Genomic DNA, 20,813 nt, shown 5'->3' with positions numbered 1-20,813 from the left:
CTGTATTTTAGAATGATTAAACATTTTGCTTACTGCCACTTTTGTCATAAAATACAGGATCTACGATAGTTGCTTCCACAATCTCGCCACTAATTTTTTCAAATTTTATCACTTCGCCAACCCGATCTGGTCCATTTTGAACTAGCCCCATGGCAATGCCTCTATTAAGGGTGGGTGAGAAATATGTAGAAGTCACTCTCCCTATAGTATGTTTCTGCCCATTTAAATTGTGGCCAGCACCTGCGGCATATGAGCCATCCGGAAGTACTGATCCATCTAATGTCTCCAACCCAACAAGCTTCCACCTATCTGGGTTTCGCATAAATATCCTCTCATGGGCTCTCTTACCAATAAAATCATTTTTCTTTTTCGAAATAGCCCAATTTAAATTGAGATCTTGTGGAATTATCGTCCCATCTGTCTCATCACCGATCATTATGAAACCTTTCTCTGCTCTCATTACATGCAGTGCCTCTGTTCCATACGGCATTACACCATAGTCAGAGCCCGCATCTAGTAGTGCATTCCAAAAATCGAGCCCGACTGACGCCTCAACAGATATTTCGAAGGATAATTCTCCTGAAAAAGAAATTCTAAAAATACGTGTTTGAAATCCGCCCAACAAGGCATCGGTCCATTCCATGAAACCTAACGCCTCTTTTGAAATGTCTGTCCCCCCTAATTTATTGAGTAATTTTCGGGAATTGGGCCCTACCACAGCAATTTGGGCGTATTGCTCAGTAATATTTTGTACGAATACCTGTAAGTCCCACCACTCTGTCTGCAGCCATTCCTCCATGTGTGAATGGATCCGTTCTGCCCCACCAGTGGTAGTATGGCAAAGAAACGTATTTTCATCTATTCGAGCTACAACACCATCATCGATCAAGAACCCATTTTCAGAACACATCAAGCCGTAACGACATGTCCCGATAGTGAGATTTGACATCATATTAGTGTAAACTAAATCCAGAAACTTTCCTGCATCAGGACCAGAAACTATCAGTTTACCAAGAGTAGATGCATCAAGCATTCCAACTGAAGAGCGCGTTTGCAAGATTTCACGATTCACTGCCTGTTCTGTGGTTTCACCTTTTTTAGCAAAGCAATAAGGTCGGCGCCAAAAACCAACTGGTTCAAAAACTGCATCGTGCTCAACATGCCAACCATGAATTGGCGACATTCGTACAGGCTGAAAGACACTGTCACGGGCAGAACCAGCAATAGAACCCATTGAAACCGGAGTGTATGGAGGCCTAAAAGTTGTGGTGCCAACCTTACTAATTGGACTGTCTAAAGCATTAGCTAATACTGCTAAGCCATTGATATTTGATAGCTTTCCTTGATCTGTAGCCATTCCAAGAGTAGTGTACCTTTTTAGGTGCTCAACACTTTCAAAACCCTCACGAGCAGCCAGCTCGACATCGCTTATTTTGACATCATTTTGGAAGTCTAAAAACGTTTTATTTCGTAACTTTCTTTTAGCTTTTCTGGGCGTAAGCCAAAATGGTTCAACAGGATTCTCAAGGTGTGGCTTCACCTTAGGCACATTAGATCGAATTTGTTTTCCTCCAAATTTTCTACCAATGGACAATCCTAATTCAGTAGCTTCTTTTACAATTTCATTGAGTTGAGTATTGCCAGAAGCAGCTCCAGCTGTTTCCATAAAACCTTCGCCATTTTCATTTGTAGGTGGCCGAGACTTATCGGGACAAAACATTGAGCTTTCATCATTCCACTCCAATTTGCCCCCACAATGCGACCACAAGTGAACTACTGGTGACCATCCACCTGACATCGCAACCGCGTCACATCCTATTCTCTCTGTAGTTTCGCCTTCACCAGAACTTAAACACACATTTACGCCCAGAACTCTTTTTCTGCCAATGACCCTGGAAATCACCTTGCCATTCTCGACACGTATTCCAATTGCGCGCGCTCTAGCAGCTGCCTCACCACCCCCATGTTCTCGTGCATCCAGTATAACAGGGACTTCCAAACCACTTTCTTTCAGAAAAATAGCGGTTTTGTATGCATCATCATTATTGGTAATAACAACCGTTTTTTGCCCAATAGATACCCCAAAATTGATAGCATAATCCCTTACTGCTGATGCCAGTAGAACTCCGGGAATATCATTACCTGCGAAACTAACTGGACGCTCAATTGCACCAGTGCAACATACAATTAGCTTAGATCGAATTTTCCATAATCTGTGCCGCGGCCCATCCTTGTTTGCTTTATGATCATTTAACTGCTCGTACCCTAAAAAATAACCATGATCATAAACTCCCACACCAGTCATACGAGTTCTCAGCGACACATTTGGCATGGAAGCCAACTCTTCTAAAACCTTATTGACCCAACTATTTACAGGAGCATCATCTATTTCGTCTTCATCAATCTGAGCGCGCCCACCCCAGCTCGCGAGCTGTTCGATTAGAAGTACTTTAATCCCACTTCTACCAGCAACTAAAGCAGTCTGAAGACCCGCTATTCCACCTCCAACAACCACAACATCGTAGAAAGCGTGAAAATGCTCATAGGTGCTCCCGTCTTTTTCCTTTGGTGCTTGGCCTAGACCGGCCGACATTCTAATTAATGGCTCGTATATATACTTCCAAAACGGACGTGGATGAATAAACATCTTGTAGTAAAAACCAGCGGGCAAAAATCGAGCTAGCCAACTATTTATCTCACCAAAATCAAATTCCAGCGCCGGGAAATGGTTCTGAGACGTCGCGGTCAGACCTTCAAAAATATTCGTCATAGTACCACGTTGATTGGGTTCAAAAAAATGGTCTTTCCCTAAATTTACTAAAAAATTTGGTTCCTCTGGTCCGGAAGAAACAACCCCTCTCGGCCTATGATATTTAAATGAACGCCCAAGCAATAATTTACCATTGGCCAACAAAGCAGACGCAAGAGTGTCACCCTGATAACCGGTGAATTGCACTCCATTAAAATGAAACTTAATTGGCTTATCAGCCTGAATTAATCTGCCTTTATTGGAAAACCTCCTACTCACAACCAGACCCCCTGGAGCTTATGAAGTACATCGGTTATGTCTATTTTAACATTAAAACTTTTCATGAAAATTCTTTCCATTTCCAACCGGGTCTTTTTATCGAAATATTATTTGTAATCTCTGTCGGTGGCTCTAATGTTTGTGCTGGATATGTCCCAAAAACTTCCATAGTTACGGTACAGCGGGCTGCATTAAACCACTTGCCACAACCATTTATATGTCTCCACCGTTCGAAGTGGACACCTTTTGGATTTTCACGATTAAATAAATAAGCTTCAAATTCATCATCGCTGGAACCCGGGCCAAATCTCTTTAAATGCGCCTCACCACCAGCGGCTAGGTCCGTTTCATCGGCGAGTACGCCACAATATGGACACTCAAAAATAAGCATACAAATCCTCTTTAATGCGCAACACCGGCTGCTACACTTTCATCAATAAACTGACCCTCGCGAAAGCGAGTGACCCTGAAATCTTCCGCTAAAGGGCCAGGTTCACCTGTAGCAATAAGCTCTGCCATCGCCCAACCTGAGCCAGGTATTGCCTTGAAACCTCCTGTTCCCCAACCACAATTTATAAATATATTTTTGACCGGCGTTTTTGAGATGATAGGCGATCGGTCACCAGTCATGTCAACAATACCCCCCCACCACCTTAACATCTTAAGTCTCGAGATAATTGGAAACGTTTCAACTAATGCGCGTACTGTCTCTTCAACATGATGAAACGACCCTCTTTGAGAATAATTATTATATCCATCGGCACCACCACCGATTACCATTTCGCCTTTATCAGATTGGCTCATATAGCCATGAACGGTATTTGCCATTACGACAACATCCATGCAAGGCTTAATAGGCTCAGATACTAAAGCTTGCAATGCAACCGATTCTATTGGCAGACGAAACCCAGCCATATCGGCCAAAACACCAGAATGTCCAGCGACCACAATACCTATTTTCTTGCAAGCAATCGCACCTTTTGTTGTCTCCACTCCGACAACTTTACCATCGATAGTATTAACACCGGTTACCTCACACTGCTGGATAATATGCATACCCATATCGGAGCAGGCTCGAGCATATCCCCACGCAACCGCGTCATGTCTCGCCGTTCCTCCTCGAGGCTGCCACAGCGCTCCTAGAACTGGGTACCTAGGCCCATCTATATTTATAATTGGGCAAAGCTTCTTAACCTTTTGCGGGCTTATAAACTCTGTTGAAACCCCCTGTAGAGCGTTGGCATGAGCGGTCCGCTCATAACCTCTTATCTCATGTTGCGTTTGAGCCAACATCATAACACCTCTAGGACTAAACATAATGTTATAGTTCAAGTCTTGACTCAAGTTCTCATAAAGCGATCGAGCTTTTTCATATATCGCGGCTGACGGATCTTGAAGATAATTAGATCGAATTATGGTTGTATTTCGGCCAGTATTACCGCCTCCTAGCCAGCCCTTCTCCAGAATAGCTACATTTGTAATGCCATAATTTTTGCCAAGGTAATATGCAGTAGCTAACCCATGCCCACCTGCACCAATAATAATAACATCATATTTCTTTTGAGGTTCGGGTGAACTCCAGGCTCTCTCCCACCCTAAATGATCGCGTAATGCTTCACGAGCAACTGCAAACGCTGAATATTTCTTCATAAAACCAATTCCAATTTTCAGTACTGCAATAGTTTAATAAAAAGGGTATCAGGCTTCGTTTCAGAGCGCCACGTTAAAACAATTTTGCGCCATTGAATTATGAATATTTATTTTTGGGCTTTTTAAATAAACCCTCAAAGGTTACACATTTCTTAAATTAGTTACGATGGGCTTTTTTATGACGTTTTGGATAATAATATCAATAATATGCATACTAATTTCTATACTTTTTTATTTAAGCATAACGCAAGATACGCCTAACCTAGTACCCAATTCAGATTTAGAAGTTTATAAGGATCAACTTATTAATGTCGCGCGAGATCTCTCCAGAGGTATAATTACAAAGGACGAAGCCGAAAGAATACGGGCGGAGGTTAGCAGGCGTATTCTAGAATTAGATAAAAGAAAAGAAAGATCATTAGAAAAAGAAACAAAAGTAACAGGTCTGCTTTTTAGTATAGTTTTTCTTTTAATTTTTATAGCTGGAGGTTCTTTTTTATATCAAAAATTTGGCGCTCCAGGTTATGAAAATTTATCTCAGAGCCAAAGAATTAAAAATTCAAATGAACTTCTTTCAAAAAGAGCCACGCAAGAACAATTGTTAGAGCTTCGGCTCGTTGAAAAAAGCCTGATAACTCCAGAAGGCAACTATGGGGAATTAGTAAAAAAACTAAGACAAAAGGTTTCCGAGCGCCCTAACGATCTGGAAGGTTTAAAATTACTTACAGGCATAGAAGCCAAGATTGGCAATACTGATGAGGCTGTAAAAGCTCAGCAGCAATTCCTACAATTATTGGGAGATAAAGCGTCGGATTTAGACCACTTTAATTATGCCGATTTACTTATAAACCAAGTCGAAGGAGTTGTGTCTCCAGAAGCTGAAAAAGCATTGCGAGCGTCACTAGAAATAAATCCTGAAAATGGTGGGGCAAAATATTATATAGGCCTCATGTTGGCACAGAATGACCGTCCCGACTTGGCACTTAGAGTTTGGAAACAACTACTTAGGGCTGACGAATTGGACGCCCCATGGATACCATTAATTAGAAACGATATAGAGAGGTTAGCAGTCTTAGCGGGCGATACAAAATTTGAATTACCCCCCATTGATTCAACTGCGGGTCCAACAGCGGAAGATATCGAAAATGCATCACAGATGAACGACGAGGAAAGACAAGAAATGATAAAAGGAATGGTTTCCAGATTATCAGAGAGATTGTCGACTGAGGGTGGAAGCCCTAACGAATGGGCAAGGTTAATAAATGCATATGGCGTTCTTGGAGACTTTCAAAACGCCCAGTCAGCATGGGAAGAGGCGAAAAATATTTTTAAAGGAGACGCCAGTGCTCTGGAGAAACTAAGTGCAGCAGCCATGAATATAGGCCTCAAATAATGATTTATGAAAATATTTTAGATTTTGCTGGATCGATATCTAAAGACAAAGCCTTGATGGGTTTAGATTTAGGTAGTAAAACGATCGGAGTTGCTATTTCAGATAGCCTTAAAACTGTTGCCACACCAATTAAGACGATTAAAAGAACCAAGTTCAGTGAAGAAGTCACCACCTTGTTCACACTAATATCAGAGAGAGATCTATCAGGAATTATTCTTGGACTGCCCAAAAATATGGACGGATCAGAGGGAGCACGATGCCAGTCTACCCGGGCGTTCGCCAGAAACATAAACAAATTCCAAGATTTCCCGATAACATTTTGGGATGAAAGATTATCAACTGTAGCCGCAGAGAAAGCATTGCTTGAGGCGGATATAACCAGAAAACGTCGCTCTGAAGTAATCGATCATGTCGCAGCATCTTATATCCTTCAAGGAGCCTTGGATAGGATGTCGCATAATAAGTCTTTAAAATAAACGCCAACATGACCGAATATATTTGGAAAAGAAACGAGATAGATTCTCCATGCGTTAATATTTGCATCGTACACACGCAGGCAAATATATGTGCTGGCTGTTTTAGGACAATTGATGAAATTTCGGGCTGGTCAAACATGAGCGCAGCACAACGAAAAGAAATAATAAAAGAACTTCCCAATAGAGCTTTAAAATTAAAAGTAAGACGCGGCGGAAGAGCTAAGCGTTTAGGAAATTAGTTGATGGCAAGCCAATCTTGAACATTTTGTAACAATGGTCGAAAATAAGCGACTTGTCTGCTTTCACTTTCCGGACCCTTAATAGGATAGACCCAAGACGCAATCCCGTGGAGCAACAAAGGGTGCAAGGCATATCCTGTGCCAACTGAGCCTGTTATGGTTATTCGGTTACAATTCTCAAAACAGTACTTTCTAGCTTTTTTGTAAGTATCAGTCAGATCGACATCTTTCCAATCAGATGGATTTATATTAGAAAATAGTTTTGAGAACTCTTTTTGCATTATAAAATGCGATCCTTCCCAAACAACTATTGGGCTGGCACCTGGATGCGTATTATTTAAGGGAATGCCCAAAATTACACCGTGGGGCTCGACAAGATATCGTCTTTTTTCTTCACCAATTGGTAGAAGCCCATCAACGTGAGCCGCATCTCTCTTCCTTCTATATTCAAAAGCGGCTTCACTGTCTCCTTTCCGCGGCTTTGGATAGCCAGGAAATATTACAGAAAGTTGAGCTTTATGATATGGTTTTAGATTAATTTTACCCAAAAAGCTCTTAAAAACATTAGGTAATTCGGTATTTGTGAAGTCGCCTCTTGAGTTATTAGGCAGGACATCAACTCCAACAAACCATGTGCCCTCGCATTGGAGCCACTTTTGCAATTGAGCTGGATCGGCAAGAATTCCATTACCCTTTTTTTTTGCACATTCAGCCCATTTTGCTATTTGCTTGTCATATCCAAATTCTATGTATCCTGTTTTACCAAACAACATAAATCTAACTCATAATTATTCTTCATAACAAATTCCAAAAACTTCGACCCGTTAGATTAGAAACTATTCCTACAGCGAACCCTCTATCACTTTTTCTATCCGTTCAACATCGTCAGGATTATTAAGTTCCCAAAAAACTCTGCCTCGCGTTGAAACTGATACACATTTCACTAGCTGATTGTTTTCAAGAAACCTAAGTTGTTCTAGTCCTTCGAACCTCTCTAATTCCCCAATGGGCCATTCCACGTAAGAACTCAAAGCATTTGGTCGGTATGCGTAAACTCCAACATGATGGAATACCGGAATATCAGACTCAGCACTTAGTTTTTCCATATCTACAAAGGGAATAACCTCCTTGGAAAAATACAGCGCATATTTATCAACTCCAAATACTGCAGTGGTCCCACCGACAAGTCCTTTTTTTCGATCTTGCAGGAAATGACCATAAGTTACGCGATCAAGTCTTACGACTGGTGTTGCCATAGAAGATTTGTCGTCCTCACCCATTGCGTGGATAAGATTTTCTACAAACCAAGGAGGAGTAAGTGGAGCATCTCCCTGAAAATTTATTATTAGATCAGAATCTAACCTAGCATTTTCAACAGCTTCAGCGCATCGCTCTGTGCCATTCCGGCAATGTGAAGACGTCATAATAACTTTCGCTCCAAATGCCCTGACCGCATTAGCTATTCGAGTATCGTCAGTCGCAATGAAAATATCATTAACATTTTTAACCTTGCCTGCGGCGCGCCAAGTTAACTCAATTAATGACTTTTTTTCTCCAGTTGGCAACTTGAGCTTAACCAAGGGCTTACCTGGATATCTGCTGGACGCATAACGCGCAGGTATAATAATTGCAGTTTTCATAGGTTATTCATTCCAACAAGGCTTGGGGACTTTTAATTAACAAGATTCAGTATTTATATGTTTATAAATCCCACGTTAACGACTTTATAATAACATAGTTTGAGAAGTTCCACAGCGAACTGGTTTTTACAAAATTCATACCAAACATCTATCTGTAAACTAGTTAATTTTAATTGATGAAATCAGAATTAGGCTACTGCTGTAAATTCCGTTAAATCTACACCGGAACCTGGCAAAACATTAAAAATTTCTTCACTACAATCTTCTACAGTGTAACTATCTGGCTTTGAAAACAACTTACGAAGTAGTGAATTAGTGATAAAGTGTCCAGCCTTATGACCCTCGTATTTACCTAATATTGGGGCTCCGGCCAGAGCCAAATCACCGAATGCATCAAGCATTTTATGACGCACTGCCTCATCTTGATAACGCATACCGCCCGGTGACAAAACCTTATCACCGTCAACAACAACTGCATTAGTAAAATTTCCGCCCAAAGCCAGACCGTTCTCTCGCATTGTCTCGACATCTTTGTTACTGCAAAAGGTCCTACTGCTACAAAGCTCTTTTACAAATGAGCCGTTAGACATATTGAGTATCTTACTTTGTTTGCCAATCACACAATCATCGAAATCAATAAAATACTCCATTTCTGGACGATCATATGGGGTTAAACTTGCCCAGCCAGACTGATTTTCAAAAATCACTGGACGGGTAATCCTTATAATTCTCGACGAGGAACTAATTGTATTTAGACCCACCTCTAATATTTGCTTAACGAAAGGGGCTGCACTCCCATCTAAAATAGGAACTTCCTCACTATCAATCTCAATCAACGTATTTGTGACACCGCAACCGGCAAGTGCCGCCATAAGATGTTCTATAGTTGAAATTGCAGTACCATCTTCATTCATTAATTTGGTACAAAGTGTGGTTTCCGACACATAATCCCATCTCGCTCGCACTACCGGATTTCCGATTTGAATATCTCTCCGTTCAAATAAAATTCCATGATTTTCAGGTGCGGGCTTAAGGGTAAGTGTTACGTCTCTTCCTGAGTGCAAACCTATTCCAGAAAATGTTATTGAGCTTTCAAGAGTTGTTTGCAACGTACTGCCTTTGAGTGATACAATATGCATAACGTATATCGCAAAAATACAGTAGACAACTCAAACTTTGTAACTGATTGTTACAGAGCATGTTTACAAAGTCATTTGCTTCTTAAAACGCATTTTGCCTGAAATTATAGGTCACTTAGTTTGCTTGGCGTCTCAAAAACGCGGGAACTTCTATCTTTTCCTTGTTAGAATCTAATTCTTCATTTTCGGCATTATAATTATTCTGGCCATTATCTTTATGAGCCTTTGGAATATCATTTTGCGTAGGCTCTGCCTGACCGGTACCTGCCATTCTATTAATTAGCGAGCCTATACCAAAACGCGGTTTGTCTTTAATCTCTAGGTTCTTGGTGGCAACCATCGGTTTCGAAGTTAAGGTCTGATTATTTGGTGATTTTGATACGGCAGCACGAAGACGCTCCATGGTTTCTTTGGACGGAGTACCCGGCGGCGGCGGGGTCAAATTATCAGCACTGGTTTGCTCATTACTACTTTGATTACTTTGCGAGGCATAAACAGAATTAACTTGCTGATTAAAGGACGTATCTTCACCGGCTATAGTAGGGTCGAATTCAGTTCCAGCTAACTTATTTTGTGTCTTGAATAGACCTGGTTCTGTTGAAGGCATAGATACTTCTTTCTCATGATCCTCCATTTTGGCTGAATTAGCCTTCTCTACCAATCCATTTATATTTTTACTCTCTTCCACAAAGGAGACCCGCCTTGGCATGTACGAAGATCGTTCTCTTATACTATCAGAAATAGGATTAAGTTTACTAGCAGCGTCTATGCCTGTTGCGACAACTGATACACGCATAACACCTTCCAAATTTGGGTCAAGAGTTGAACCAACAATGATATTTGCCTCTGGATCAACCTCTTCTCTAATCCTATTCGCAGCCTCATCTAATTCAAAAAGAGTCAAATCATAACCACCTGTGATATTAATGAGAACACCCTTTGCTCCTCTTAGGCTAATCTCGTCAAGAAGTGGATTTGCAATAGCCTTTTCGGCCGACTGAATTGCTCGGTCTTCACCGTCAGCTTCTCCAGTGCCCATCATTGCTTTACCCATCTCATCCATGACTGCCCGCACATCTGCAAAATCTAGATTTATTAAACCGGGACGAACCATTAAATCCGTCACGCCTTTTACACCCTGATACAAGACGTCATCTGCCATACTGAAGGCTTCAGTGAATGTTGTTTTTTCTGTGGCAATCCTGAATAAATTTTGGTTTGGAATTATAATTAGCGTATCAACCATTTTCTGAAGCGCTTCTACACCTTCCTCTGCCTGACGCATGCGCTTAACGCCCTCAAATTGGAACGGCTTTGTTACAACACCAACGGTCAACACACCTAACTCTCTAGCAGCTTGGGCTATAATTGGGGCAGCCCCAGTGCCGGTACCGCCACCCATTCCGGCCGTTATAAAGCACATGTGAGAACCGGCAAGTTGATCAACAATCTGCTCAATGCTTTCTTCAGCGGCAGCTGCGCCCACAGATGCTCTGGCGCCAGCCCCTAGACCCTCGGTTACTTTAACTCCAAGCTGTATTTTGCTATTCGCACGGCTCTGCTGAAGCGCCTGAGCATCAGTATTTGCAGTGACAAAATCAACTCCGTCCAGACTTTTTTCAATCATATTGTTGACGGCATTGCCCCCAGCACCGCCAACGCCGCAAACAGTAATTTTAGGTCGCAGATCATTCTGCTCTGGTATCGATAAATTTAAAGTCATTGTCAGGTCCGCCCGTTATCCAATAATGGATTTTATTTTTTCGAAATTAATATATGACTCGTTTATAACTAAAAATTTATAAAAGGTCACTAAAAAATGACAGATTTATACATAATATAGTATCCACTATTTATAAAAGGCTGTTATTTTGATAAGATACCTATATATAGATCCTACCAATTTTCGCGTAGCCAACGCACAGCTTTCCGAACAGTTCGGGATGAATAACTGGAGTTTGGCAATTCAAAATCCCACCACTCATCTTGGGGATGCGCCGCAAAAAGTGCTAGCCCAACCAAGGCCGAACAGCTTGATCCAGAATAAGCTTGAGGTAAACGATGTATTCTAAGTGGTCTGCCAATGCGAACTTGCTGTCCAAGAATACGACTTGCAAGGGTATCTAGGCCAGGAGTCTGACTTGTTCCGCCAGTTAAAACAAACTTTTGACTTTTTAGCTCGTAAAAACCTGCTATTTCCAATTGAGCCCGAACATCCTCTAAAATTTCTTCAATACGTGGCCTCATGATACCTATAAGCTCACTGCGGGTTACGGTGCGTCGATCATGCTCCCAATCACCTGTTGTTTCGCCCCCAACTTCGATTAAGTCACGATCATCAATACCAGTAGCTATCAAACCCCCATTCTTAGTCTTAATTTTTTCAGCAACCGCCATAGGAACCTGGAGACCTAACGAAATATCGCGGGTCACATGATTGCCCCCAAGCATTATCGAACCTGCGAAAATCATATGCTTTTTCAGAAAAATAGAATAGCTTGTGGAGCCGCCACCAAAATCAATACAAACTGCTCCGAGCTCCTGCTCATCTTCTACCAATGTTGATCTGCCAGAAACATAAGCCGCTGACGCCACCCCAGCCAACTCTAAATCACACCTTTTTACACAATGAGCCAAATCCCTGATTGTTTTAGCTCTCACAGTAAGTATGTGTAAATCCACGTCCAAATTGTTTCCGATTTGGCCCCTAGGGTCTACCAGCCCAGATCGGTGATCTAACGCGAAATTTACAGGCTGTGCATGTAATATTTCTCTGCCATCACCTATATCAGGTAAATCGCATGAGCTCAGAACTCGTGCAATATCTTCGTCTCGCACAATTTGATTTTCAATTTTAACAACACCGTTTAATCCATACGAGCGCGGACCACCGCCTGAAAAACATGCAATCAAGTGATCAACTCTTAAATTAGCCATTTTCTGAGCAGATTGTAGAACCGTCCGAATTGCCCTCTCTGCTTCTTGCATCGAGGATATTTCGCCAAATTCAATTCCACGAGAGCGGGTTATTGCAGATCCAACAACCTGAAACGATGACTGGCCGGCTAAAGATCCCACTTGATCCGAGGCGAGACTAGGATCCAGACCATCAAAACGTAAAATTAAACACCCAATTTTTGTACTGCCTAAATCTAGTATCGCCAATGCACCACGTTGCAATGCTGATTGGCGCATTGCTCGCATTGCTCGCTGCAGCTCGTATAAGTCAGCCATTATTATAAATCCCCACTGCTATTGTACATTAAAGTGTCCATGGACACTCCGCGCACCCTCACTGTTGGCCGTTCTATTAGTCTCAGATCAATAGTTGATAAATGGCCAGAAAATAACGAGCCCGAGTCATTCATTAACATCATGCGATCAAATGCGGCTAAAAACTCCCTTTGAGGGAGCAAAATTCGCAGATTGTTGTCTAAGACAAGGTCCCACCGACGTTCCCCAACTCTTATGAAAGCCCTCACCTGATCCAAAAATTTTCGATTATCTTTCATCAAACTCGATACCTCTGAAACTGCCAGATTTGCGGCTTCACCTATGATCAAGGGAAGTTCAGGATAATCAATCCGCGAGCTTGCTAATCTTATAAAATTACCATTAACATCAAGAACAGACATCAAATTATTCTTCCGCCAAATAAAAGCCGGCGTGCGCTCCAAAACTTCAATCTGAAGAACACCGCTTACTGTAATTTTTATAGACGCGGAGGCAACCGCCGGAATATCGTTAACAACTTTGTGGAGGTATTTTATGTCTAAATCAAAATAGCTCACCGGAAAATCTAATGGTATTATTTCTCTAATTTCGTTTGCCAACTCATCAGAAGCACCATCGATCGCAGCTACTTGTATCATGAATTCAGGTCTTTCAACGATTAAACGTTTCAAGTCTTTTTTTAATACATCAATATTTTCCTGAATATTAGTATTAAGAAAAAAAACTAAGGTACCACAAAAAAGAAAAAGCGATGGCAGCCCTAAAGTGAGAATTAACCGTAATCGGGGCGAAAGCAATAATCGCATTAGGCGGTACGAGACAATCGAAGGAGCGGGATCAATTTTTCTTCCCAGCTTATATTTCAACGATCGCATGATGCGTCCTCCACGAGCCAGTGGCATAGATCATTAAAATTAATCCCACAGATCTTTGCTTGTTCTGGGACAAGAGAGGTAGGTGTCATACCAGGTTGAGTATTAATTTCCAGGAGAATTATTCCATCCAATCCCAAACTTTCATCCCAACGAAAATCCGCTCTACTTATTCCTCGACATCCGATCAATTCATGAGCACTGAGAGCATATTCAAGGCATTTTTCTTGGATTATTTTTGGAATTTTGGCAGGCACCTCGTGAATGGATCCGCCTTTTTTGTATTTGGCATCGTAATCATACCAATTTTGTGTGATTATATCCGTAACAGCTAAAGCTTTTTTACCCATCACAGTTACTGTAAGTTCTCTGCCTGGAATATATTCCTCTACCATAAGAATACTTGGCATGTCAGAAGCAACTTTAAGTGGCGGATCTTCTTTTGGATTTACAAAATAAACGCCAATAGAAGATCCTTCATTAATTGGTTTTACCACATACGGCTTGTCCAGTGGATGCGAAGTCAATAAACCTGATTTTTCAATCATAAAACCTGGTGCCGTTGGTAAACCAGAATTGGAGAAAATATGCTTACTTCTCTGTTTATCCATGGCAAGTGCTGACGCCATAACTCCAGAATGAGTATAGGGAATTCTCAACCATTCCAGCAATCCTTGGATAGATCCGTCCTCCCCCCATCGACCATGCAGAGCATTAAAAACAACATCAGGTCTTAATTCAGATAAGCGCTGAACAACATCGCGCCCAGCATCAAGCTCTATAACCTGAAACTCTTTGCCCCTTAAAGCTGCAGAACATGCCTGTCCAGAAACGAGCGAAACCTCCCTCTCCAAGGAATGGCCACCCATTAGTACTGCAACTCTGGGACCTTTTCCGCTCGAAATGCCCATCGCCTCACTTGCCCTTTTTAGGCCTTTGCGCCTTTTACATGACGTCTTTTTTAAGGATCTCCGACCCTAATAATTTCCCACTTTAAATCAATTCCAGAATTTTTGAAAACCTTTTTTCTTACAAGCTCACCCAATTCCTCAAGTTCCAATGCTGTGGCGCCACCGGTGTTCGTTAAAAAATTTGGGTGCTTTTCATGCATTTTGGCCGCACCCATTTGATAGCCTCTAAGCCCAGCATCCTCAATTACTTTCCAAGCTTTGAGCTTATGATCTTCATTCCCCTGGCCTGAACTCGAAAATCCACAAGGATTACGAAACGTACTTCCTGCGGTAACATCCTTAGTTGGCTGCTCATTATCTCTTTTTTGTTTCTGTATACGCATTTTTTCATGCAAGACCTCAACCTCACCATAAGGCGGTGCAAATGTGACGTTAACTATGACAAGATCAGCTGGTAGAGCTGTATTCCTATAGGAGAAAGAAACATCAGTCTTATCTAACTTTACAAGTTCACCACTTCGGTTCACGGCATTTGCTGATACAAAGTAATCTGAAATATATCTTCCATAACACCCCGCATTCATTTTTAGGGCACCGCCTATAGAGCCAGGAATAGTGCGGAGGAATGTTAGGTCATAACCATGATCAGCAGCTGTTCGAGCAACAAAAGCATCCAAAGCTGCGGCGCCTGCTACCACTAAGCCATTTGACACCTCAACAGAATTAAATCCCCTACCAAGCCTAACGACTACACCTTTTATACCACCATCCCGAACAAGAAGATTGGAGCCAACACCTAATGGGAAAAATGAAATATTGTCCGGTAAATTTGACATAAATCTCATCAAATCTTCCAGGTCAGCGGGTTGGAAAAAATATTCAGCCGGGCCACCTACTCTTAACCACGTCAGTTCAGAAAGCATCCGATTTTTATTAAATTTACCACGAGCTTTAGGAAATTTTACTAGCATGCTAACACTCAGAATCTAATAATTTTGGAAGGCTATTGGCCCAAGAGCTTATAGTACCAGCCCCAAGACATATCACAATATCGCCAGATTTAGCATTTTTTGCGATCAGTTGTGACAAGTCTTGTAAATTAGAAACCGCAACAGCATGACGATGGCCGTGACTAACCAAGCCAGTTACGAGATCATCTCTACTTGCTCCTGGTATTGTCTTTTCTCCAGCGGAATAAACATCCCCAATTGCAACTATGTCGGCGTCATTAAAACAGGAACAAAAATCTTTGAATAGAGCATTAAGACGGGTATACCTGTGAGGCTGATGAACGGCTATAACTCGTCCCGAACTTATCTGCCTTGCAGCCCTTAATACTGAGGATATCTCAACTGGGTGATGACCATAGTCATCAATTATAGTGACACCGTTGACTTCACCCACCTTAGTAAACCTACGATTAACACCCTTAAATTTCGCTAAAGCCTCACGGATTTTAGCATTTTCAATACCTAGATGGTGTGCGACCGCAACTGCGCCCAATGCATTTGAAACATTATGGTCGCCAGGCATAGGAAGAACACAGTCCTTAATTGTAAACTTCTCCTGCTGGAACCAAATATCAAAATAGGCTCGACCATTTTTATAATTTATATTTATTGCCCGAACGTCAGATTGGGCATTTAGGCCAAAGGTTTTTATTCGGCGATCAGAGATTTTGCCAATAAGTTTTTGCACTTCGGGATGGTCGCTACAGCAAATGGCTAATCCATAAAAAGGAATATTAGAAATAAAATCCAGAAACCCTTTTCTTAATGACTCGAAGTTACCCCAATGCTCCAAGTGCTCAGGATCTATGTTAGTGACAACCGCTATGGTTGCGGGTAGCCTAGTAAAGGTTCCATCGCTTTCGTCGGCCTCCACAACCATCCACTCACCATCTCCAGCCCTTGCATTAGAGCCGTACGCATGAATTATTCCTCCATTAATAACTGTGGGATCAAAATCACCTTCGTCTAACAAAGTAGCGACCAAAGTGGTAGTGGTGGTTTTACCATGTGTGCCAGCTATCGCCACGTTTGATTTCATTCTCATTAGCTCTGCTAACATTTCGGCTCTTCGTACGACCGGCAAACCTGCGGAACGAGCATAGTTCAACTCAGGGTTTTCCTTATTGATTGCAGACGAAATCACGACAACAGCCGCGTTCTTGAGGTTATTTTTATCATGGCCAATTTTTATTGACGCACCCATTCGCTCTAATCGTGAAGTAATTTCTGTTTCCTTCAAATCCGAACCTTGAACAGAATAGCCTTGGTTAATTAAAATTTCCGCAATACCAGACATGCCGATACCACCAATTCCAATAAAATGTATTGGTCCAATTTCTACCGGAAACTTTGTAGAGACATTCATTACTAAGTTCCCTTTTTTGATGGCTTGGCCGCAAGTGTCGATACTTCTTTTTTTCCTTGTGCCAGATTAAGTATTAAATCAGACAGCATTTTAACAGAATTTTTAGAAGACCTATTTAATGCCGCTGCAGCCATTGCCTCAGCTTTCTTTGGGGAAGATAAAAACTTAGTAATGCAATTTGCAAGCTTATCTACAGTGAAATCATCTTCTGCAAAACTTATGGCTGAATTTACGCTCGTCATGCTTAAGGCATTCACGGACTGCTCATCTCTAATAGCAGATTTTAAAGGAACCAGAATTGATGGGCGACCAATTGTAGCAATGTCTGCAATAGAAGACGCTCCTGACCTACTTATAACTAGTTGGGCTTCTGAAATTCGCCTAGGCGCATCATCAAAAAAGCTAGCAACCTCTGCTTTGATGTTGTTTTCAGTGTACAATTTAATCACTCGATTTATATCTTCGGGTCGAGCCTGATGACCGACTCTTATATTTTTTATATTCTTTTCTGACAATTTTGATAAAGCAATAGGTACGATGTCGGACATAATTCTGGCACCCTGACTACCTCCAATAACCAATAAATTTATTGGATAATCGCCGGGAGGAATGTAAGGAGATGCACTAAATTTTAAAACAGAATTTCTAACGGGATTGCCAACATATATGGCATTCCTAGGGTTGAGCTGTTCTGATGCTATACCATAAGCCACAAAATCCACCCTTGTAGAGAAAAGTTTATTGACCTTCCCTAAAACGCCGTTTTGCTCATGCAAGATTGTTGGAATCCGCCAAATAAAAGCTGCCAAAACGGCAGGAATGCTCGGATATCCACCAAAACCCACCACACAGCTTGGTTTGTTATTTTTAAACCAAAGCAAGGACTGCAACACTCCATAAAATATAACCAATGGAACCAATATCTTTCCTAAAAAAGAGCCTCCTGAAAAGGTTGCAGATTTAATAATCGAAACCTCAACTTCTGATGGAAAGTTTTTGGCGTAACGTGCGCCTCGCTTATCCGTGGACAGCTTTACTCGCCAGCCGATTGATACCATTTCCTCAGCAAGTGCCTGTGCCGGAAACATATGGCCTCCCGTTCCACCAGCGGCTAAAACCAACAAGGGAGCACTCATAAATTAACGCCCATTAAAAATATCGCCTATATCTTTTTGAGGCCTTACCCGCGTTAAGGCCAAAAGCATACCTACAGTAATACCCATGGCAATTATTGAAGAGCCGCCATAACTCACAAATGGCAATGTCATACCCTTAGCAGGAAGCAATCTTACAGCAACGCCCACGTTTATAATGGCTTGAATTCCAAACATTGCAACCAGACCAGAACCAGCCAAACGGTTAAATGCATCTCTTTCCTTTAGAAGTCTAATTAATGAAGCAAGCACTATCCAGGTAAAAAGAAGTATAATCAAGACAACTAAAAGCAATCCATACTCTTCGGCAGCGACTGAAATTATAAAATCTGTGTGAGCATCAGGCAAAGACCATTTAACCTGTCCTTCACCAACACCCACTCCAAAAAAACCACCTTCCTGTATCGCGTTAGTTGCGTAGCCAAGTTGCGTACGCGGATCAATATCAGGCGACAAAAAACCATCTATCCGCTTCGCAAAGTGCTCTGAATATGAATATGCCATTGATCCTGCAGCCAAAACCAACAAGGCTAACGCTGCTAACAAAATAAATGAAGCGCCTGCAACAAAATAAATAATACCCCAACCGAAAAGTATTAGGCATGCTTGCCCAAAGTCTGGTTGGATAATTAACAAAGCCACAACGAGCATTGTAATAATAAATGACCACAAACGCCCGGGTGGCCCATTAATTTGACCGTTCGCCGAAATTAGCCAGGCAACAGTCACAATAAAGCCAGGTTTTAAAAATTCGGAAGGCTGGACTGATGCAAAACCCAAACCGTACCATCGTACGGCGCCCTTCCCAAAATCAGTACCAAAAAAAGGTAGCAAACCTAATGCTACGAAACATAATAAAAATCCAATTACACCGAGTCTTCTAATGACTTTGGATGGCAGCATGGAAAACACTACCATTACAAACAGCGCAAGAGAACCGAATATAGCCTGCCGATACACATAATGAAACGGTGCTAACCCATTTTTTTCCGCTAACGGCGGCGACGACGCAAGACCTAATAACAATCCAATACTGAAAAGAATAAGGATGGCGGTAAGAACAGACTTATCTAATGTCCTCCACCAGCGCGAAAGAACTGCCTCTCCTTCTACAGTTCCAACGGAACCATATGCCATTTCCGTCATTTTACCTGCCTAGCTCTGCCTATTGTCCCATTTACTGGGATCTGATTATTTATATTACAAATTTTTTATAAAAAATACTAGTCTTAGTTTGCTTTAAATCGGCAAGTGGATGTCAAAAGTGTCACATTTAGTAAGCAGTCTTTTCATGCAAGTTGTTAATAATTCTCTCTACCTGCCCCGCAAAATCCTCACCACGGCGCTCAAAATTATCATATTGGTCGAAACTTGATGCTGCAGGAGCCAATAAAACCACATCGCCGCTCTCCGAGTCTTTTACAGCGCATTCAACTGCCTGTCGCATATCGCCACAAACGATATTTTCACATGTTAATTGCTTTGATATATTTTCTGCTTCAGCTCCGATAATATAAGCACGCCTAACTTTTTGTGTAACTGAGTTTAGTTTGGACAAGCCCCCATCTTTTTGCTGGCCACCACATATCCAACGAATATTCTCATATGCATTCAAAGACATCATGGCACTCTCTACGTTGGTAGCTTTGCTATCATTTATGAACGTAATGCCGTTAAACATGGCAATTTTTTGGGATCGGTGTGCGAGCCCATCAAATCCTTTCATTGCTTCGATAATTTTACGAGGTGACAGCCCAAGCGCCCTACAAGCAGCGTATGCACTGGCCGCATTCTGGTAACTATGAAGACCAACAAAATTATCAAAAACCTTTAAGTCAATTGAATTTATTTGTTTTCCTTTTCGGTGTTCTACCAAGTAGCCAGCGTCCAAAAAAATAGACCAATCAAATCTTCTCATTTGTTTTGTAGCAGAAACTCGAATGATACTTTCATCACCTATGCTTGCAGAAAGCTGTTGAGCCAAATTAAGTCCTGCCAATTCATCAACTCCAATTATAGAGTAATCTGGGCAGCCTTCAGTAAATAATCGGCGCTTTGCAGCCAGATAACCTCCAATGCCTCCATGGCGCTCAAGATGATCAGCACTAAAGTTTGTAAAAATAGCAAGGTCAGGTGATAAAATTCTTGCAACTTCAGTTTGATACGACGATAGCTCGAGCACGATTAACTCATTATTTTCAGGTGGATCAATATCCAAAACGCCGCGCCCAATGTTACCAGCGAGCTGTGATTTATATCCAAGCTCTGAAAAAATATGATGCAATAATGATGCTGTAGTGGACTTTCCGTTAGAACCGGTAACCGCAACTATTCTAGGTCGTACTGAAAACTTGTCCCAGCTCATAGTTGCAATAGACTGGAAAAAAAGTCCTACATCATTATCAATCAAAACGCCAGCAGAAACCGCCGCCGATACTATCGGATGCGGTACGGGAAAATGATGTGGGACCCCAGGACTTATAATTAAGCGATCGATGCTTTCCCAATCAAAATCCGGAACCGAGCCTATAACTCTCAAACCCTGTGATGATGCTAAACTTCTTTTTTTCGGGTCATCATCCCAACAAATCACGTTGGCACCGCTCGCATTTAAAGCGTGAGCAGATGTCATCCCAGACCGACCAAGGCCTAAAACTACGAAATTTTCATTACTAGATCCCTGTAATTTTATCACAGGTTT

At 41.7% G+C, this 20,813-nt stretch carries 18 protein-coding genes; 3 read left to right on the top strand and 15 right to left on the bottom strand.

Annotated features, from left to right (window positions below; all coding sequences use genetic code 11):
* Positions 1-16: 16 nt before the first annotated feature.
* From ACTF5Q_RS04535 to ACTF5Q_RS04525, 3 genes are all read right to left on the bottom strand, one after another.
* Entirely contained in the window at positions 17-3,028 is a 3,012-nt protein-coding gene (locus ACTF5Q_RS04535; protein ID WP_438953487.1) for a sarcosine oxidase subunit alpha family protein, read from the bottom strand.
* Positions 3,029-3,089: 61 nt separating this feature from the next.
* Positions 3,090-3,419: a sarcosine oxidase subunit delta gene (locus tag ACTF5Q_RS04530; RefSeq protein WP_154033728.1), complete on the bottom strand. Its 330-nt coding sequence runs from the start codon at positions 3,417-3,419 to the stop codon at positions 3,090-3,092.
* An 11-nt stretch (positions 3,420-3,430) separates the two neighbouring features.
* Positions 3,431-4,678: a sarcosine oxidase subunit beta family protein gene (locus ACTF5Q_RS04525; protein ID WP_438953486.1), complete on the bottom strand. Its 1,248-nt coding sequence runs from the start codon at positions 4,676-4,678 to the stop codon at positions 3,431-3,433.
* Between the two features lie 178 nt (positions 4,679-4,856).
* Between ACTF5Q_RS04525 and ccmI the strand changes: the two genes are divergently transcribed.
* Genes ccmI through ACTF5Q_RS04510 form a run of 3 tightly spaced genes read left to right on the top strand, consistent with a single transcriptional unit; the run spans position 4,857 to position 6,786 of the window.
* A complete protein-coding gene (gene ccmI / locus ACTF5Q_RS04520; protein WP_438953485.1) occupies positions 4,857-6,071 on the top strand; it encodes a c-type cytochrome biogenesis protein CcmI in 1,215 nt (404 codons plus the stop codon).
* Entirely contained in the window at positions 6,071-6,547 is a 477-nt protein-coding gene (ruvX, locus tag ACTF5Q_RS04515; protein WP_438953484.1) for a Holliday junction resolvase RuvX, read from the top strand. The genes ccmI and ruvX overlap by 1 nt, the downstream gene beginning before the upstream one ends.
* Positions 6,548-6,555: 8 nt before the next feature.
* A complete protein-coding gene (locus ACTF5Q_RS04510; protein WP_438953483.1) occupies positions 6,556-6,786 on the top strand; it encodes a DUF1289 domain-containing protein in 231 nt (76 codons plus the stop codon).
* Here ACTF5Q_RS04510 and ACTF5Q_RS04505 read toward each other — a convergent pair.
* The 12 genes from ACTF5Q_RS04505 to murD form a co-directional block, all read right to left on the bottom strand.
* Positions 6,783-7,559 carry a hypothetical protein gene (locus tag ACTF5Q_RS04505; RefSeq protein WP_438953482.1) on the bottom strand — a complete coding sequence of 259 codons (777 nt, stop codon included), beginning with the start codon at positions 7,557-7,559 and terminating at the stop codon, positions 6,783-6,785. The two genes, ACTF5Q_RS04510 and ACTF5Q_RS04505, sit on opposite strands and share 4 nt — an antisense overlap.
* A 69-nt stretch (positions 7,560-7,628) precedes the next feature.
* The gene (locus tag ACTF5Q_RS04500) at positions 7,629-8,426 is read right to left on the bottom strand and encodes a 3-deoxy-manno-octulosonate cytidylyltransferase (RefSeq protein WP_438953481.1); all 798 of its coding nucleotides are present in this window, start codon (positions 8,424-8,426) and stop codon (positions 7,629-7,631) included.
* A gap of 188 nt (positions 8,427-8,614) precedes the next feature.
* Complete coding sequence (gene lpxC / locus ACTF5Q_RS04495; RefSeq protein ID WP_438953480.1) at positions 8,615-9,565, bottom strand: UDP-3-O-acyl-N-acetylglucosamine deacetylase; 951 nt, start codon at positions 9,563-9,565, stop codon at positions 8,615-8,617.
* 115 nt (positions 9,566-9,680) lie between these two features.
* Positions 9,681-11,288 (bottom strand): cell division protein FtsZ, encoded by a 1,608-nt coding sequence (gene ftsZ / locus ACTF5Q_RS04490; protein WP_438953479.1) that lies wholly within the window; start codon positions 11,286-11,288, stop codon positions 9,681-9,683.
* A gap of 173 nt (positions 11,289-11,461) precedes the next feature.
* A complete protein-coding gene (gene ftsA / locus ACTF5Q_RS04485; RefSeq protein ID WP_438953478.1) occupies positions 11,462-12,799 on the bottom strand; it encodes a cell division protein FtsA in 1,338 nt (445 codons plus the stop codon).
* Between the two features lie 2 nt (positions 12,800-12,801).
* Positions 12,802-13,674, bottom strand: a complete 873-nt coding sequence (locus ACTF5Q_RS04480; protein ID WP_438953477.1) for a cell division protein FtsQ/DivIB — start codon at positions 13,672-13,674, stop codon at positions 12,802-12,804.
* Positions 13,662-14,582: a D-alanine--D-alanine ligase gene (locus ACTF5Q_RS04475; protein ID WP_438953476.1), complete on the bottom strand. Its 921-nt coding sequence runs from the start codon at positions 14,580-14,582 to the stop codon at positions 13,662-13,664. Before ACTF5Q_RS04475 ends, ACTF5Q_RS04480 begins: the two co-directional genes overlap by 13 nt.
* Before the next feature lie 50 nt (positions 14,583-14,632).
* On the bottom strand, positions 14,633-15,553 hold the full coding sequence (gene murB, locus ACTF5Q_RS04470) for a UDP-N-acetylmuramate dehydrogenase (RefSeq protein ID WP_438953475.1): 921 nt from the start codon (positions 15,551-15,553) through the stop codon (positions 14,633-14,635).
* A 1-nt stretch (position 15,554) separates the two neighbouring features.
* Complete coding sequence (gene murC / locus ACTF5Q_RS04465) at positions 15,555-16,958, bottom strand: UDP-N-acetylmuramate--L-alanine ligase (RefSeq protein WP_438953474.1); 1,404 nt, start codon at positions 16,956-16,958, stop codon at positions 15,555-15,557.
* A gap of 2 nt (positions 16,959-16,960) precedes the next feature.
* Positions 16,961-18,094: a UDP-N-acetylglucosamine--N-acetylmuramyl-(pentapeptide) pyrophosphoryl-undecaprenol N-acetylglucosamine transferase gene (locus tag ACTF5Q_RS04460; RefSeq protein WP_438953473.1), complete on the bottom strand. Its 1,134-nt coding sequence runs from the start codon at positions 18,092-18,094 to the stop codon at positions 16,961-16,963.
* Positions 18,095-18,097: 3 nt separating this feature from the next.
* Positions 18,098-19,258, bottom strand: a complete 1,161-nt coding sequence (locus tag ACTF5Q_RS04455; protein WP_438953472.1) for a peptidoglycan glycosyltransferase FtsW — start codon at positions 19,256-19,258, stop codon at positions 18,098-18,100.
* A gap of 127 nt (positions 19,259-19,385) precedes the next feature.
* A complete protein-coding gene (murD, locus tag ACTF5Q_RS04450) occupies positions 19,386-20,807 on the bottom strand; it encodes a UDP-N-acetylmuramoyl-L-alanine--D-glutamate ligase (protein ID WP_438953471.1) in 1,422 nt (473 codons plus the stop codon).
* Positions 20,808-20,813: the final 6 nt, after the last annotated feature.

The organism is Candidatus Salinivivens marinus (assembly GCF_965655845.1).
Classification (GTDB): domain Bacteria; phylum Pseudomonadota; class Alphaproteobacteria; order Rhodobacterales; family Rhodobacteraceae; genus Salinivivens; species Salinivivens marinus.
This window is presented reverse-complemented; position numbering and strand designations above follow the sequence as displayed.

Bases quoted from the DNA above. Each gene is read 5' to 3' on its own strand.
- ACTF5Q_RS04530 (WP_154033728.1), bottom strand. From the start codon at position 3,419: ATGCTTATTTTTGAGTGTCCATATTGTGGCGTACTCGCCGATGAAACG.
- ACTF5Q_RS04525 (WP_438953486.1), bottom strand. From the start codon at position 4,678: ATGAAGAAATATTCAGCGTTTGCAGTTGCTCGTGAAGCATTACGCGAT.
- ccmI (WP_438953485.1), top strand. From the start codon at position 4,857: ATGACGTTTTGGATAATAATATCAATAATATGCATACTAATTTCTATA.
- ruvX (WP_438953484.1), top strand. From the start codon at position 6,071: ATGATTTATGAAAATATTTTAGATTTTGCTGGATCGATATCTAAAGAC.
- ACTF5Q_RS04510 (WP_438953483.1), top strand. From the start codon at position 6,556: ATGACCGAATATATTTGGAAAAGAAACGAGATAGATTCTCCATGCGTT.
- ACTF5Q_RS04505 (WP_438953482.1), bottom strand. From the start codon at position 7,559: ATGTTGTTTGGTAAAACAGGATACATAGAATTTGGATATGACAAGCAA.
- ACTF5Q_RS04500 (WP_438953481.1), bottom strand. From the start codon at position 8,426: ATGAAAACTGCAATTATTATACCTGCGCGTTATGCGTCCAGCAGATAT.
- lpxC (WP_438953480.1), bottom strand. From the start codon at position 9,565: ATGCATATTGTATCACTCAAAGGCAGTACGTTGCAAACAACTCTTGAA.
- ftsZ (WP_438953479.1), bottom strand. From the start codon at position 11,288: ATGACTTTAAATTTATCGATACCAGAGCAGAATGATCTGCGACCTAAA.
- ftsA (WP_438953478.1), bottom strand. From the start codon at position 12,799: ATGGCTGACTTATACGAGCTGCAGCGAGCAATGCGAGCAATGCGCCAA.
- ACTF5Q_RS04480 (WP_438953477.1), bottom strand. From the start codon at position 13,674: ATGCGATCGTTGAAATATAAGCTGGGAAGAAAAATTGATCCCGCTCCT.
- ACTF5Q_RS04475 (WP_438953476.1), bottom strand. From the start codon at position 14,582: ATGGGCATTTCGAGCGGAAAAGGTCCCAGAGTTGCAGTACTAATGGGT.
- murB (WP_438953475.1), bottom strand. From the start codon at position 15,553: ATGCTAGTAAAATTTCCTAAAGCTCGTGGTAAATTTAATAAAAATCGG.
- murC (WP_438953474.1), bottom strand. From the start codon at position 16,958: ATGAATGTCTCTACAAAGTTTCCGGTAGAAATTGGACCAATACATTTT.
- ACTF5Q_RS04460 (WP_438953473.1), bottom strand. From the start codon at position 18,094: ATGAGTGCTCCCTTGTTGGTTTTAGCCGCTGGTGGAACGGGAGGCCAT.
- ACTF5Q_RS04455 (WP_438953472.1), bottom strand. From the start codon at position 19,258: ATGACGGAAATGGCATATGGTTCCGTTGGAACTGTAGAAGGAGAGGCA.